General features: G+C 45.8%; 8 protein-coding genes and 1 tRNA gene. 6 read left to right on the top strand and 3 right to left on the bottom strand.

Annotated elements, in window-relative coordinates:
* The first annotated feature begins 334 nt into the window (after positions 1-334).
* The gene (locus QUB10_RS22255; protein WP_333205455.1) at positions 335-2,872 is read left to right on the top strand and encodes a hypothetical protein; all 2,538 of its coding nucleotides are present in this window, start codon (positions 335-337) and stop codon (positions 2,870-2,872) included.
* 625 nt (positions 2,873-3,497) lie between these two features.
* On the opposite strand, the gene QUB10_RS22250 is transcribed toward QUB10_RS22255, so the two are convergent.
* From QUB10_RS22250 to QUB10_RS22240, 3 genes are all read right to left on the bottom strand, one after another.
* Positions 3,498-3,570, bottom strand: a tRNA-Thr gene (locus tag QUB10_RS22250).
* A complete protein-coding gene (locus QUB10_RS22245; RefSeq protein ID WP_333205454.1) occupies positions 3,544-3,726 on the bottom strand; it encodes a hypothetical protein in 183 nt (60 codons plus the stop codon). The genes QUB10_RS22250 and QUB10_RS22245 overlap by 27 nt, the downstream gene beginning before the upstream one ends.
* Positions 3,711-5,867, bottom strand: a complete 2,157-nt coding sequence (locus tag QUB10_RS22240; protein WP_333205453.1) for a WD40 domain-containing protein — start codon at positions 5,865-5,867, stop codon at positions 3,711-3,713. Before QUB10_RS22240 ends, QUB10_RS22245 begins: the two co-directional genes overlap by 16 nt.
* 382 nt (positions 5,868-6,249) lie before the next feature.
* Between QUB10_RS22240 and QUB10_RS22235 the strand changes: the two genes are divergently transcribed.
* From QUB10_RS22235 to QUB10_RS22215, 5 genes are all read left to right on the top strand, one after another.
* Positions 6,250-7,395 carry a sulfate ABC transporter substrate-binding protein gene (locus QUB10_RS22235; RefSeq protein ID WP_333205452.1) on the top strand — a complete coding sequence of 382 codons (1,146 nt, stop codon included), beginning with the start codon at positions 6,250-6,252 and terminating at the stop codon, positions 7,393-7,395.
* 101 nt (positions 7,396-7,496) lie between these two features.
* Positions 7,497-8,357 carry a sulfate ABC transporter permease subunit CysT gene (gene cysT / locus QUB10_RS22230; protein ID WP_333205451.1) on the top strand — a complete coding sequence of 287 codons (861 nt, stop codon included), beginning with the start codon at positions 7,497-7,499 and terminating at the stop codon, positions 8,355-8,357.
* Complete coding sequence (cysW, locus tag QUB10_RS22225) at positions 8,347-9,225, top strand: sulfate ABC transporter permease subunit CysW (RefSeq protein ID WP_333205450.1); 879 nt, start codon at positions 8,347-8,349, stop codon at positions 9,223-9,225. The genes cysT and cysW overlap by 11 nt, the downstream gene beginning before the upstream one ends.
* A 228-nt stretch (positions 9,226-9,453) precedes the next feature.
* Entirely contained in the window at positions 9,454-9,813 is a 360-nt protein-coding gene (locus QUB10_RS22220; RefSeq protein WP_333205449.1) for an NIL domain-containing protein, read from the top strand.
* A gap of 695 nt (positions 9,814-10,508) precedes the next feature.
* Positions 10,509-15,863 (top strand): SdrD B-like domain-containing protein, encoded by a 5,355-nt coding sequence (locus tag QUB10_RS22215; protein ID WP_333205448.1) that lies wholly within the window; start codon positions 10,509-10,511, stop codon positions 15,861-15,863.
* The last annotated feature ends 20 nt before the right edge of the window (positions 15,864-15,883 follow it).

Below are 15,883 nucleotides of genomic sequence, written 5' to 3'. Positions count from 1 at the left end.
GCTATATATTGATTCCATGGCTTTATGCCTCCCAATTTAAAACTATTAAATTTGTCTAAATATCTGCGGAATGTGGGGTTAAAGTTAGTTGAGTTACAGTTACATAGTTACATAGTTACACTTCTCAGGATAAAATCACCTACTGATAAATAGCTAAAACTATTGGTATAGCATTTTAGGGTTTCCGACAATTAGGTGATTTAAGTCACAGTATATGCAGAGGACTACTGTTAAATTCATAGGTAATGCTGGGAGAACTTTTAAATAATTACTAAAACTCTTATAAGGTTCTATTGGCTTAAATAAAATTACCCAAAATAGGGGATTAAGTTTTATGAAGTGGGCAAAATCTATGTTTTTGGATGAAAAGTTTAAAGCCGATGATAATAGACTAAACTATGACTCTTATGAAGAGCTAGGTCTAATTTGTGGTCAATGTGGAGAACTTGTCTTTTTTAAGCAAGGTATAGAGAGAGTTTCTCACTTCTCTCATTACAAAGATACAGGCAAAAATAAGTGTAGATGGAGAACCAAGAGCCATGACAGTACACAAAACACTGATTCAGAGGCTAAAAAACAAAGGTTAGAAAAGTTTCAGAAAAAAATTCAAGACATTATTGACGAAGGGATAATTAAATATCAAAAAATTTCATGCTCTCAGCTTGACGATGCCAGACACTGTAAAATCTTACTCGATCGGATAGATCAAGGTAAAAGCTTAGTTAATCAATATAAAATTGATATTAATTTATGGTTGAGTCGGTTTTACAAGGAAAGGGAACATATTCAAAAATTTGCATTATCTTCGTATCATAATAAATCCTCTGAAATACAGCGCCTAGTTTTTTCCAATATAGTTCATTACTTGTGCCTTCCCGCTAGTGAGAATATTTTAGGAAACATCCTTTACTATGTGTTTTATTTATTAAATAAAGAGGTCGCTCTTAATAACGATTTCGAGGAAGTTCGCTCTAAAGTCATTGAAATAATAAGTTTTGCTAATTGGGAAAAAGAATATAAACTAGCAAAAGGATTGGTAGATACTAGCAAGTTTGAACAGAATGCACATAGTGATTTTGTGAATTCTCCCGTAGAGGTCAAGGGTTTCGTACATTCCAACATTAAACCCAAAACATCTATTATAAATGATGATGGTAGTATAGCCATAAGTAAGGAGGTAAAGTCTCGTATTCCAAAAGCACCAAAAACAAAGCTGACTAATCTATCAGATGTAAAGTTAATAGCCCAAAACTCTCTAGAATGGTCGGGCATGATAGCAAATGTCCCGTGTAAAGTAACATTGGTCAATTATAAAGACCATTGGCAACTGGAGGCACTACCTATTAAGGACATTCCTAGCTATCCTCTACTCTATTTTCTTGCTAATAAAGCGATAGAAGGTTACTGGCAAGAGAAAGAGGTTTTTAACCTAATAATAGAGCCGATAAATAATGAACTCTCTCGACTAGATGGATTAGCTGCAAAATCTCAAGATCCTAAGAAGATAGAAAAAATAGGTATCCGTGAAGCAAAGTTGCAAAAACTAAAAAGCTCGGTTTTGAGTCGGCAAAAACTAAATAATAATGTCTTAGCAGAATGCACGGAGCTAGTCAAAAAAGGGATAGAAAATGCAGATTATAGACCTTCTACTACGGATCTGTATTTTTCGAGATATGTTCTAGGGCAGGTATACTTTCTCTCTCAAGTAGACGATAGTATTACCTATCTTCTAGATGATTTCATGTCACATAAGAGAATACCTACAAAGGTAAGTAGTGCGGTCGAATGGCTTAATCTGGTTCCTTCCAATCTAAAAAATCAATTTCCAAAGCAAAAACCAACTTTAAAGGAGTTACAAGGATATCTTTATCCGAAATTTAACGCCAAATTTCCTGGAGTAGAGCTAAAAATACGGGAGGAAAATAAAAAATTTTTTCTAGATATCATCTATGAAGAAAAAATCCAAGTTACTCAGTTATTGACAGCTAAAATGCCTGCTACTGATGAAAAAAACCCAGGTAAAGTATCTACTAAGGTGGCTACTACCTTAAATTTCTCGCAAAGAAGTGTTTTTGAGAAGTTTTTAAGAGTAAGAGACGGGCGTTTTGTAGCAGAAGCGCAGAATCAATTACGTCATTTAGTCAATATTTTCTTATCTCGCAATTTCTCTACTTTAGTAGGGGAAAACAAGGTAGGTAAACAGAAAAAAGTTGCCGAGATTATCGGTTTAGAACGGTCTAAGCAGAGTTGGAGTGCAATAAAGAATAACTTTGTTAAATATTTAACACCCTTTAGCGCTGATTCCGCAGTAGATAAGGGAAAACTAATTTGGTTGAATACTGGAAAACCTTTATCTATTCAAGACCTTGAGAATTTAGTGATTAGTATCGGTGAGAATTGGTCGAATTGGTCAAAAAAGAATGAGGAGTATATACAAGTAGGAAGTAATCAGGTTCTCAATACTAATCCAGAACGTCTAGCTTATGTTTTCACAGGAAAAACCCTAACAGGAACACCCGAAGTAGATCGAGTTGCTTGGAAACACACCCTAGACTGGATGTGTGAAATAACTAAGCTACCAATTGGGTTTAGAGCGAGTAATGGTGTCATTTTAACTCCTGATGCTTTGTACGATTCCCATGTAGATAAGTGGATGTACAGAATAAAGATTCAACTAATTGACATTCTACTAGATTCTAAAGCGGGCAATATCGAAGCATGGTTGCAGAAATCTCCTGAGTATCTGTACGACACCATTAGAAAGTTGAACCCAAACTGGAAATCTACTACTTCCAAAGATATCTTGAAGCATTTAGAAGCTATGCACGATGCTCTAAATATTGGTCTCAAAGTAGAGAGTAGCCTGCAATAAACTTCTAGTTATAGTAAATGTGGTGATTTACTCTAGCTCTTTCTACTAAAAGCATTCAACCTTTGACTTAAGTCAGTAAAAAGAATGAATATTTAGTAGATGTAAACAAATAAAACAGGTATATATACACTACTAAGATAGGACATTATATGTAAAAAGTGATATAGGAAAGTATATATGAAATATGAGAATCTCTAGGAACAGAGTAGAGACGATAGCTAAATGGTTGAGGTTAGAGTAACCAGCTTTCCCTATGTGCTTTTATTACATAATTTATTTCAATGCAAACTCAAGTTTCTATAACTAAAACAAATCATATTATATACCTCTAGATTGAGCTATATGGAGCGATAAGGCACGTATGGGTATGAATTACATTTATTGTGTAGAGGAACCTTAAAACTCGATTTAAGAGGGATAGAGTGAGATGTGACAGCTTAGGGTCTAGGCAAGTAGAATTATTAGGCAGTAATTATCTTTCTATCTAAATAATTTTGATTTACTTATAAAGCCTAGCTTGAAGAGCTTAGTGGGTATGAAACAGGTATTGTAGTTCTAGACCCACTTCATACCTAGAAATGAGCAGAAGGCTAGAAGTCTTATCTAACCTTGGTTTGAGCTATAAAGCTGGTGACAGGATTTGAACCTGCGACAGGCTGATTACAAATCAGCTACTCTACCAACTGAGTTACACCAGCAGTGAAAATTAATATAGCAAACTTATAGTCATTAGCGCAACCCCCCCAGCCAACTTTTTTTTCAAATTCGCTCAAAACCCCTCCCCGTAAGGGCAAAACCGGAATTCTCGGCCCGCTGCCCACAGCCCACTGCCAATTAACTAATCGCAGCGCCAAATCTTAATCGTCTGATCCGCACTCCCGCTGGCGAGCAAATTGCCCGAAGGTGCGATCGCCACCGAGTACACCGTACCCGAATGTCCCTTAAGACTGGTCAACAACTCCCCCGTCTGCAAATTCCAAATATTAATCGTATTATCATCGCACCCGCTAGCCAAAGTCAAACCGTCCCGACTGATAGCAACCGACTCGCCCCGACTCACATAATTCTGCAAAATATGCACCGCCTCATTCGTTCCTAAATTCGTTACACCCTTTCCCCTCCCAGAATTAGTATTTAAAATCCGCAACAAACTCCCCGTATGCAAATTCCGCAGCTTAATCGTATAATCATTGCTGACGCTAGCAAGAATCTGACCATCGGGCGCGATCGCCACAGAATTCACCCCAACATTCAACCCGGAAAGAGTCCGCAGCAACTTGCCGCTTTCCACATCCCAAACCTTGCTCGTCGCATCCGAACTGCCACTCGCCAATTTTTTACCGTCTGGGCTAAAAACCACCGCATTCACATTGTCAGAATGACCCTTCAAAGTCCGCAGCAACTCACCACTCCGCAAATTCCAAAGCTTAATCGTATTATCAGCACCGCCGCAGCTAGCAATTACCTGGCGCTTCGGGTTAATCGCCACCGAATTCACCTCCATAGAATGTCCCGGAAAAGTACACAGCAAATCACCGTTGTGCAAATTCCAAAACTTAATTGTTTCATCCGAACTGCCGCTGACCAACATTTTTCCGTCATAGCTAATAGCAACCGAATTTACGCGATCGGAATGTCCCGTCAGAGTGCCAATTAATTCCGTGGTTTCTAAATCCCAAATCTTAATAGTTTTATCCCAACTACCGCTAGCCAAAATTTTGCCGTCAGGGCTAATCGCCAGAGAATTCACAAACGATGAATGTCCCGGCAGCGTATATACACACCGCCATTTCTGATGTTTTAATTTGTGAGCTAATTCCTTCACCCGCTTAGCTGCCGCCTCAGCTTCCTGTCTGCGTTTGAGTTCAGCCTCCTCCAAACGCTGGCGTTCCGCCCTAGCTTTCGCCTCTCGCAGCGCCAGCCGCCGCATCTCTCCCTTATAGACTATTCGCTGCTGATCCTGAATTTCTTTAAGAGTTTCAATATACGGTTTTGCCCAATCTTTAGAAAACCATTCGTGGGCAAATTCCGCCTCTAAATTAAATAGCTGAGGTTCGTGAGTAAAATCGATATTTAAATAATACAAATCAGCTAAAAAAGCGGCTAATAACTTGTGAATCGTCACAATTATTTGCCGAATAATCCGCAGGCTCACCTTTCTATCTTTTCCCTCTGCCTCCAACTGTTGATAAACCTCTTCCCAATTCCAAGGCTGCATCGCTACTAGAGAAACGCTCTGATTGATGACTCCCCAAAAACCAACATGAAAATTAACTTCATAATCGCTGATATCGCTGTACAGTATAGCTGTAGGGACGGGAGACAACACAGTCTGCAACCGCTCCACATCAATATCGGAAATGGATTTTTTGAAATAGTCTCCGTAAAACTGAACCGGGCACAAATCTCCGTGCGGGGGGTAGTGCTGGTTCAAAAAAGCTCTTAACTTAGCCGGCAGCTCGATATTCAGATTGTGGCGAAACGAATCAGGGCAATCTTGGCTAATTTTTGCGGGAGCAACTAACAGCAGCAATCGGTGCTGTTGCTGCTGCAAAATCTGTTCAGTTTCCTGCCTGCTCAAATTAGAAAACCAGTTGTCCCTGTCCCAAATAGTTTGAATTTCGTTCAGCTTAACTCGAATTGCTTCTGATTGAAACTCCCGCATTAAGTCGCGGCAAAGCCGACTAATTGCCCGCTTATCTCTTACTTCTTGTGCTTTAATTCGATTAGCCCGTTCTTCCTTTACCCTTTCTTCGGCGTCGGCGAGGGCGATTAATTCTTGTTCTCTGGCCTGCTGCCGCTGCAAATATCTCACTTGTGCTTTAATCCAGCGGGGGTCTTTTTTGATTTGCTGGTTCAAAGTTGAAGAACCAGAGGGCTCAATTTCTGCATAGCGTTCGTTGACAGCGCTTGCTCCCAATCTTTCTCCCAATTCAGAGGCTACAGGCTTCAACAGTTCAATTAGGGTGTCTGAGACTGGGCGGGGTAAGGACATACCAGTTAAAACTTTTTCTTACTTAAGGACGATCGCGCGAGTCAGACATATCCCCCTGGGGCGGGGACTCTTGGCAGGGCTATTACATTTGGGCGATCGGCCGATTGTATATGTAAGGAGAATCATGCAGGCGAATCGTGCAGCCGCGCCAGCTTAGCACCTTAACTTAATAATAATATTTATTTATACACTTTACATTTTACCCCGAATCTGACTCGAAAACACCGACGGAAAAGACTTCAGGATATGCGATCGACCCTGAGTTCCCCCAATTTGTTTTTTTTGTTGCCTTTTGACTCGCTCTTGTCTATAATCGTACTTCACAACCATAATTACGGTATTCCGACCTAATAACCGTACTTTATCTAGAGGAACAAATATAATGAGCCCATGGCAACGCCTAACTCAACACCTTCACTGGCCACAACAGCCATCAGCCAGCACAAATCAATCATTTACTGCCATGAAAAGATTTGTATCGCTATTTTTAGTGGGAATAACTTTAAGTCTCGCCGTTGCATCCTGCGGCCAGGGAACCACAAACAATCCCGCAGCCACTCCAGGCGGTGCTACCCCAGCAGCCAACAAAGGTAATGTAGAATTAACCCTAGTATCCTTCGCCGTCACCAAAGCCGCCCACGAAGCCATAATTCCCAAATTTGTAGAACAATGGCAAAAAGAAAAAGGCCAAACCGTCACCTTCAACCAAAGCTACGGCGGTTCCGGTTCCCAAACTCGGGCCGTAATTGATGGTTTAGAAGCAGACATCGTACACCTAGCCCTCGCCCTCGACACCGCAAAAATCGAAAAAGCCGGACTCATTGAGCCCGGGTGGGAAAAAGAAGTCCCCAACGAAGGCATAGTCAGCAAATCCGTAGGAGCAATAGTCACCCGCGAAGGCAATCCCAAAGGCATCAAAACCTGGGAAGATTTAAGTAAAGACGGAGTAAAAGTGATTACTGCCGATCCTAAAACATCAGGCGTTGCCCGCTGGAATTTCCTCGCACTCTGGGGCTCGGTTGTTAAAACCGGAGGAGACGAAACCAAAGCATTAGACTTGACTACTAAAGTCTACAAAAACGTCCCCATCCTGACTAAAGACGCCCGCGAAGCCACCGATGTATTTTTCAAACAAGGCCAAGGCGACGCCTTAATTAACTACGAAAACGAGATTCTTCTGGCAGGTGAGAAAGGCGAAAAACCGACTTATAGTATTCCCGAAGTCAATGTTTCGATCGACAATCCGATTGCCATCGTCGATAAAAACGTTGATAAACACGGTACTCGCGAAGTCGCAGAAGCATTTGTCAAGTTTCTGTATACCCCAGAAGCTCAGCGAGAATTTGCCAAAGTAGGCTTCCGCCCCGTAGATGCGACAGTAGCGGCGGAACCAGAATTTGTCCAAAAATATGCCCCCATCAAAACCCTATTTACAGCTCAAGACTTAGGAGGTTGGGGAGATATTCAGAAGAAATTCTTCGATGACGGAGCTGTTTTTGACAAAATTCAAGGTTCAATTAGACAGTAGTGGTCGGGGCGGGTTTACGAGATGATTGGTTTTAGACAATTATTATTGGTAAAACCAGCCCCGGAGCGCACTTATTCTTTCCCACTCACAACTATTGACTTATGGCTGGATCATCTGCAATCAGTAACCCTCAATCTCCGATCGAAAATATCAAAAAGGCGATCGGCAAAATAACATTACCTTGGGGAATCACCCTAGGCTATCTCAGCTTAATGCTATTGCTCCCAGTTACAGCAATGCTGCTGAAAGCTAGCACAGCAAACCCCGCCGAATTTTGGGCAATTGCCACCAGTCCGATCGCCCTTTCCGCCTACGATGTCACCTTCTTTACGGCATTAATTGCGGCATTAATTAACGGAGTATTCGGCACATTAATTGCCTGGGTATTAGTCCGCTACGACTTTCCCTTAAAACGGATTGTCGATGCAGTCGTCGATTTACCCTTTGCACTGCCCACCTCCGTCGCAGGTTTAACTCTCGCCACAGTTTACAGCGATAACGGTTGGATTGGTTCGCTTTTTGCACCTTTGGGAATCAAGATATCCTTTACTCGCTTGGGCGTAGGTATAGCAATGATATTTATTTCCTTGCCATTTATAGTTAGAACCGTACAGCCAGTTTTAAACGAGATGGAAAAAGAAATCGAAGAAGCAGCTTGGTGCTTAGGTGCTTCTCAATTTGAAACCTTCTGGCGAGTAGTTTTGCCGCCGCTATTTCCGTCTATTTTAACCGGAGTAGCACTCGGATTTTCGCGAGCGGTTGGCGAGTACGGATCTACTGTAATTGTAGCTTCTAACATACCGTTCAAAGATTTAATCGCCCCGGTTTTAATTTTCCAAAGGTTAGAACAGTACGACTATGCAGGAGCAACAGTTATCGGCACTGTCATGTTAGGTATTTCCCTGGCAATGCTGTTCGCAATTAATCTCTTACAAGCATGGAGAAGACGCTATGACGGCTAATATCAATTCACCCGCTGATTACACATTTCCGCCCGCAGGTTCTAGTCGGAGTCAGGAAAAAGCTTGGGTAAAACCAACTTTAATCGGAATTGCGATCGGCTATCTCGCTCTTGTCTTATTTATCCCTACTCTCAACGTTTTTTACCAAGCCTTCAGAAAGGGATTTGAGCCATTTTTGTCTAACTTAACCTCGCCGGATTTTCTGCACGCAGCGCAACTTACCCTGGTAATTTCTCTGATAGTTGTGCCTATAAATACAGTATTCGGTTTGTGTGCAGCCTGGGTAATTGGCCGCAACAAATTTCCGGGTCGCACGCTATTAATCAGCCTTTTAGACGTGCCTTTTGCCATCTCTCCCGTAGTGGCAGGTTTAATGATTGTACTGCTTTACGGTCGGCTGGGATGGTTCGGGTCGTGGCTGGAGGCGGCGAATATTAAGGTTATTTTTGCCTTCCCTGGAATGGTGCTGGCTACTGCTTTTGTTACCTTGCCTTTTGTGGCGCGCGAAGTGATTCCTGTTTTGGAAGAAGTGGGGACAGATCAAGAAGAGGCGGCGAAAACTTTGGGAGCAAATGACTGGCAAATTTTCTGGAATGTCACGCTTCCGAGTATTCGCTGGGGATTGCTTTACGGAGTAATTTTGACCAATGCTAGAGCAATGGGAGAATTTGGAGCCGTCTCTGTGGTGTCGGGAAATATTGCTAAAAAAACGCAAACTTTGCCTTTGTTTGTAGAGGATGCTTACAAGCAGTATGCGACGCAAGCCGCATTTTCGGCGGCGGTAGTTCTAGGTCTTTTAGCAGTTGTTACCCTCGTGCTTAAGGAGATTTTAGAACGAAAAACTAGGATCAAAGAAGTTGAAGAATAGTCATTAGTCATTAGTCATTAGTCATTAGTCATTAGTCATTAGTCATTAGTCATTAGTCATTAGTCAGTAGGGCTTTAGGGTGCGGGCTGTGAACCTCATCCCTCAAACGAGTCCTTAGTAGGTGCGGCGCTATCGACAATCTGGTTGGAAGCTCGAAAATATCACAGCGACATATCCTACAAGATATTAATGCAAAGTGTAAACTGAAACAAAAATTAGGAGTCCCAAATGTTAGCTAACAATACTAGCGAATCGGAATTTGAGGCGATCGGCGATTTTCACAGAACCCAAGAATCAGATATTCCCCACTCTGATAGTGGTGACAGCAGACCAACTCAAACCCGCATTCGCATTCGTGTTCCTAAAGAATACCATCAGGAACCTGTGATTTCTAACCTGATTTCTGAATACGGTTTGACGGTGAATTTTAATGCCGCTTTTTTGGGTGTCAAAACTTTAGATGACGGTTGGTTTGATTTGGAACTTAACGGTACAAGTAAACAGATTGAAACTGCTCTGATTTATCTCAATGATTTAGATGTGGAAATCTGGAGCAATTCCAATAATCCTGATGAAGAAACTTGGTAATTAGTGAGTCTTGGACGCACCCAAATGGCAGAGGAGTTAATATTCTGGACTGTCCGCCTAATTTTAATTTTTTCGAGTCAGTTTATTGATTCTAATAGTCTCCAGGAATGTTACTCATGAGTCAGCCTATCTCTGCCTGATAAATAACATTTATCAAGGTTCTCGTGAGGAATGCAAGCCTTCATAAAACTCAGAAAACTTGCATTCCTCCCTACCAAGCAATTTGAGTGGAGTTGTTCGTTAGTGAAGCCCTCGAAGAGGAGCGCACATACAGATCATTCAGCAGCCACCAACTACCAAATAATATCAGCTTACAGCTCATAAACGTGACTGATGACTCTTGATTAACAAATATCGATCGTCATCAGTTAACTATTAGATTGACAATTTTTATAAAATCTGGTGTTTTCTCCATCTCTGGTATATCAATAAACAGCGCGCAAGTCTTCCCCAACATTGTTGTAACAGCCGGAACAATATCCCCCTTTAAAACTTCTAAACAATCAAACTAACTCAGTTAGGACAGGGGAGCATAAAAAAAAGTTTTTGTCAATATTCCCTTTAGGTTAAATTAGGGGCGATCCTCTTCGAGGGCTTCGCCAACGACTCTCATCCGCGCTGGAAAAAGATCGATCATTGCTGCGGTTGGTTTGTGATATGAATTTGATGTGTGCGTGTACCAGGAGAATTTGAACGTGGAACTCTATAAAGAACGGAAACACCAGATAGTTTTTGCTGATTCACAAGTTAAAGATTGCGAAAGTTTAACAGAAACGGTCAATCCCGATACAGAAATTGTTATTCTGAAAGCCGATCGCGACGGCATCGAGCAAATCGCCGAAACACTTAAACAGCGGAAAAACATTGCAGCCGTCCACATTTTGTCTCACGGCGCAGCAGCCAGCTTACAACTGGGAGCGACAGAACTAAATCTGTGCAACATTGAAAGCTACCGCAATTATTTAGAAAAATGGTTTGCTTTGCCAGCAGCCGAAGCAAACTCGAACTCTTCAATTACGCCTAAACCAGAAATTCTGCTTTACGGTTGCAACGTCGCCGCCACAGAAGCAGGTGTTGCATTTGTGGAAAGGCTGAGCCAGCTCACCGGGGCAAATATTGCCGCTTCCGATAACTTGACTGGGAATGCTGCGTTGGGTGGAGATTGGGAACTCGAAGTAACTACGGGAAACATTGAAACACCTTTGGCATTTTCGGCTGAGGCGAGGGAAGCTTATAGTGGCGTACTGGCTGACTTGAACCAAACTACGGGCGACTTTAACGGACTGGTAAATGCCATCAATGTTGCCAACATCAACAGCGGCAGTGACACGATCACTCTCACTGGCGATATTACCCTCGCAGGGCAATTGCCGAGAATTACCGACACCACCACTATTGTTGGCGGCGGTTTCAAGATCAGCGGCAATAACAACCGTGCCTTCGTAGTTGATAACACAACATTTAACATCTCAAACCTCACCATTGATTCCGCAAAAGCAGTAGGCAACGCAGGAACCATCGGTGGTGGTGGCGCTGCGGGATTAGGTGGCGCACTTTTTATCAACAGCGGTACAGTCACAGTTGACAGAGTTACTTTTTCTAATAACTCTGCCGTTGGCGGTGCAGGTGCGGCGGGGAATGGTGGCAAGGGTGGTAACGCGGATCTGGCTACTGTCTTTGGAGGCACAGCAGGGACAAATGGTAGAAATGGTAGAAATGGTCTAGCAAGTAATGGCGCTGCCGGTGGGGTTGGCGAAGATGGCGAGGCTGGCGGTACTGGTAATGCTGGCGGTACTGGCGGTATTGGCGGCACTGGCGGTACTGGTGTTGGCGGCACAAACGGTGGTGCTGGTGGTGCTGGTGGTGCTGGTGGTGCTGGTAGTGTTGTCGGTAGTGGCGGCGGTGGTGGTGGTGCCGGTGGCCTTGGCGGTCCTCCTGGTACTGGTATTGCAGGTAATGGTGGCAATGGCGGTGTTGGCGGTGCTGGCGCCTTTGGTGGCGGCGGTGGTGCTGGCGGTACTTTTGGTACAGGTGCGGCGCCTGGTGCTATCGGCGCAGGAGGCATTGGCGGCTTCGGCGGCGGTGGCGGTAGTGGCAATGGTGCAAGCGCAGGAGGCACTTTTGGCGGTGCTGGTGCTACTGCTGGCGGCGGCGGTGCAGGTTTAGGCGGCGCGATTTTTGTTGGCGGTGGCACTTTGACCATGACCAACAGCACCTTATATAGCAACACAGTTACGGGTGGCAATGCTGGTAATGTTGCCGCAGGTGCCGGTCAAGCTGCTGGTGGTGCAATTTTCGTCAACTTAGGTGCTACAGCTACTCTGACCAATAATACGATCGCTTATAACTCTGCAACAGCCGCGACAGTTGGCACACCGGCTAGTCTGATTGCTAATGCCGGAGGAATTTACAACAACGGCGGTACAGTTACAGTCAAAAACACGATCGTCGCTGGCAACGTTGCTACTACCAACACAGATGTTACCGGGACATTCACCGGGAACAACAACCTGATTGGGGTTCTCGGCACTAGCACTGGTTTTACAGCGACTCAGCAACTAACCGGTGCTTTGACAAATGTATTAGCACCAGTCGGCTCTGCCGGATTGAATGGCGCAACGGCTCCGGCTCCTTTCACCCTTGCCCTAGTTGATAACAGCCCGGTCACAACTAGCACTAACCAAGCCATTGGCGGTGGCAACAGCGCCGACGCAACAGCGGCCGGTTTAACTACTGACCAACGCGGTACAGGTTTCCCTCGGAAAATCGACAATACTCTTGTCAGCAAACCTAGTGTTGACATCGGTGCTTACGAGTACGGCCCTGTGGTCGTGGGTCAGAAATTCAACGACCTTAACGGGGATAGCCTGCAAGGTGCCGCGGCAACTGAACCAGGTCTAGGCGGCTGGACTATTACCGCAGGTACGAAGACTAATGTAACATCTGCGGTTGCTGCCACTCTGGGCCAATACACTCTCACGGATACTAAGGCCAATACAGAGATCAGAGAAACGTTACAAACCGATTGGGTGCAGACTTTGAGACCAACGGTGACAACTGGTACTGCTGATGTTACAGGTGCTAACTTCGGCAATTTCCAACTGACATCCATCGCAGGCAAAACCTACACCGATGTCGCGGGCAACGCCGTTTTAGATGCCACCGACACCACATTAAGCGGCGTCAGGGTCACTTTATACAAAGACACCAACAACAACAACACGCTAGAACCCGACACAGATACGATCGTGGGTGCGCCGGTATTGACTGACGAAGCCGGAGATTATCTCTTCTCGGATATAGGCCCGGGCAAATATTTAATACAAGCCACGGCGCCAGCCGGCTCTAGGATCTCTTTTCCCGCTGCCGCAATTCCCGTTACCGCCCTAAGCGGTACTCCGGTCATCAACACCGCAGCCACTCCCACCAACTTCGGTATCTTCACAAACATCACCATTAGCGGTACCAAATTCGAGGACAAAAACGGCAACGCTGCCCTAGACGCGGGAGAGGTAGCACCGGCAACTCCTTTTGATATTCAGTTAGTTAACGCCGCCACCGGTACAGTGGCACAAACCAAAACTACAGATCCCACCGGCAACTACACCTTTACCGACGTTGGGCCCGGCACCTACACCCTGCGGGAAGTGCCAAAGCCTGATTGGCAACCAACTCTTGCCCCCACTGGCAGCATCACTACCAACAGTGGCGTCAACATCACCAACACCGCAGCCACTCCCACCAACTTCGGCAACTTCCAACTAGGCAAAATCAGCGGGATTAAATTTAACGATCTCAACAAAAATGGCACTCAAGATTTGCCAGCAGAACCACCCCTAGGAGGCTGGACAATTTACTTGGATGCCAACACCAACGGCGTGCAAGACCCCGTACCAGCCGAAACAGGCACCAACGCCACCGTCACCGATGTCGCCGGTAAGTACCAGTTCACCAACTTGCCAGCCGGCACTTATACAGTGCGGGAAGTGCCACAAACAGGCTGGACGCAAACTGTGCCCCCCGTCAACCCAGCCACCCCTACCCTTTCAGGCGCGTTTAGGATCGCCGTCACCAGCGGCACAGATTCCCAAAACAACAATTTCGGCAACTTCAGACCCAACTCGATTAGTGGTCTGAAGTTCAATGACCTCAACAGCAACGGGGTGCAAGATACCGGGGAACTAGGGCTTGCCAACTGGCGATTCTTCCTCGATCCCAATAACAACGGCACTCTCGACACCGGGGAACAGAACACCCTCACCGATGCCGCCGGCAGCTACAAATTCCTCGACTTGCCAGCAGGAACCTACAAGGTGCGGGAAGTCTTGCAGCCTACTTGGACGCAAACTACCCCCGACCCGGCCGACATCACTGTCACCAGCGGTCAAGACATCGCTAATATCAACTTCGGCAACTTCCAGCCGGCCACTATCAGCGGTCAAAAATTCAATGACCTCAACAACAACGGCATTAAGGATGCCGGAGAATTGGGGCTAGCTAACTGGCAAATCTTCCTCGACAGTATCACTCCGGATGGATTGTTTCAGCAGGGCGAACCGACTACCATCACCGATGCCACGGGCAACTACACTCTTAACGACATACCCGCAGGTACTTTCCAGGTAAGGGAAGTTCAGCAAAACGGCTGGACGCAGACGACCCCCAACCCCGCCCCCTTTGCGGTTAAGAGTGGAGATAAGATCACGGGCATTGACTTCGGCAACTTCCTGCCCCAACCCGGGGCGATCCGAGGTCTGAAGTTCCAAGACACCAACAACAATGGCACTCAGGATGCTGGAGAACCGGGTTTACCCAATTTCCAAATTCAGTTAACCAATGTCGTAGCTGGAACTGCTCCTGTTACTACTACCACAGACAACACTGGCAACTACCTGTTCGCCAACCTAACGCCGGGAACCTACCGCGTCAGGGAAGTCAACCAAACTGGGTTTACCCAAAGCACACCCGAACCCGCCGACATCACCCTAACTTCCGGCGCTATTGTCAGCGGCATCAACTTCGGCAACTTCCCAGCGCCGACGCCGACGCCGACTCCGACTCCGACTCCGACTCCGACTCCGCCGCCAGTGCCACTGCCACCTGTACCCACGCCGACGCCTGCACCGACGCCTGCACCGACGCCGACGCCGACACCTGCACCTGCGCCGACGCCGACACCTGCACCTGCACCGACGCCGACACCTGCACCTGCACCGACGCCGACACCTGCACCTGTACCGACGCCGACGCCTGCACCTGTACCGACAGATTTGGTTTGCCCTGAGAACTTCCCCAGGATCGCTACTCCCAATGAGCCCGGCACTCCTTCAGCGGGTAATGTGATCAATGGCCCTAACGGCGACGATACGATCGTGGGTAGTGCCGGCAGTGACTCTATCTTCGGGTTGATCGGCAACGATTTGATCTTTGGTCGAGGGGGCGGCGACTACATCAATGGCAATATAGCCAACGATACTCTCTTCGGAGGCATCGATAGCGATACTCTCTTTGGTGGCAAAGGGTTTGACCTGATTTTTGGCGATCGCGGTAACGATACGATTTATGGCAATCGTGGCAACGACTCTCTTTCTGGCGACGAAGGCAATGACTTATTGTACGGGGGCAAAGCCGAGGACGTAATTTTGGGAGGCGCTGGCGACGACGTGCTAATTGGCGATCAAGGCAATGACACTCTCTGCGGCGGCGAGGGTAACAATACCTTAATTGGCGGCAGCGGCGATGATTTGCTCTTTGCTGACACCGGCGATGACTTGCTCTTTGGTGGCATTGGCAGCGATACCCTCGTCGGTGGCAGTGGCAGCAATGGCTTTGTCTTGTCAGCGGGCGGAGGAATTGACACGATTTTCAACTTCACCGCAGGAGTTGATTCGATCGAGTTGGTGGGAGGCTTGGACTTCAATCAACTGTCATTAACCGAAACTAACGGCTCAACGGCGATCGGAATTGCCAACAGCGACCAGATTTTGGCTATACTGACGGGCGTACAGCCGAGCCAGTTATCGGCTCAGAGTTTTAACTTGCTGGTTTAGTCTGCCGATCAAAGTTTCGA

Origin of the sequence: Microcoleus sp. B5-D4, assembly GCF_036705145.1 — a bacterium.
Lineage (GTDB): Bacteria > Cyanobacteriota > Cyanobacteriia > Cyanobacteriales > Microcoleaceae > Microcoleus.
This window is presented reverse-complemented; position numbering and strand designations above follow the sequence as displayed.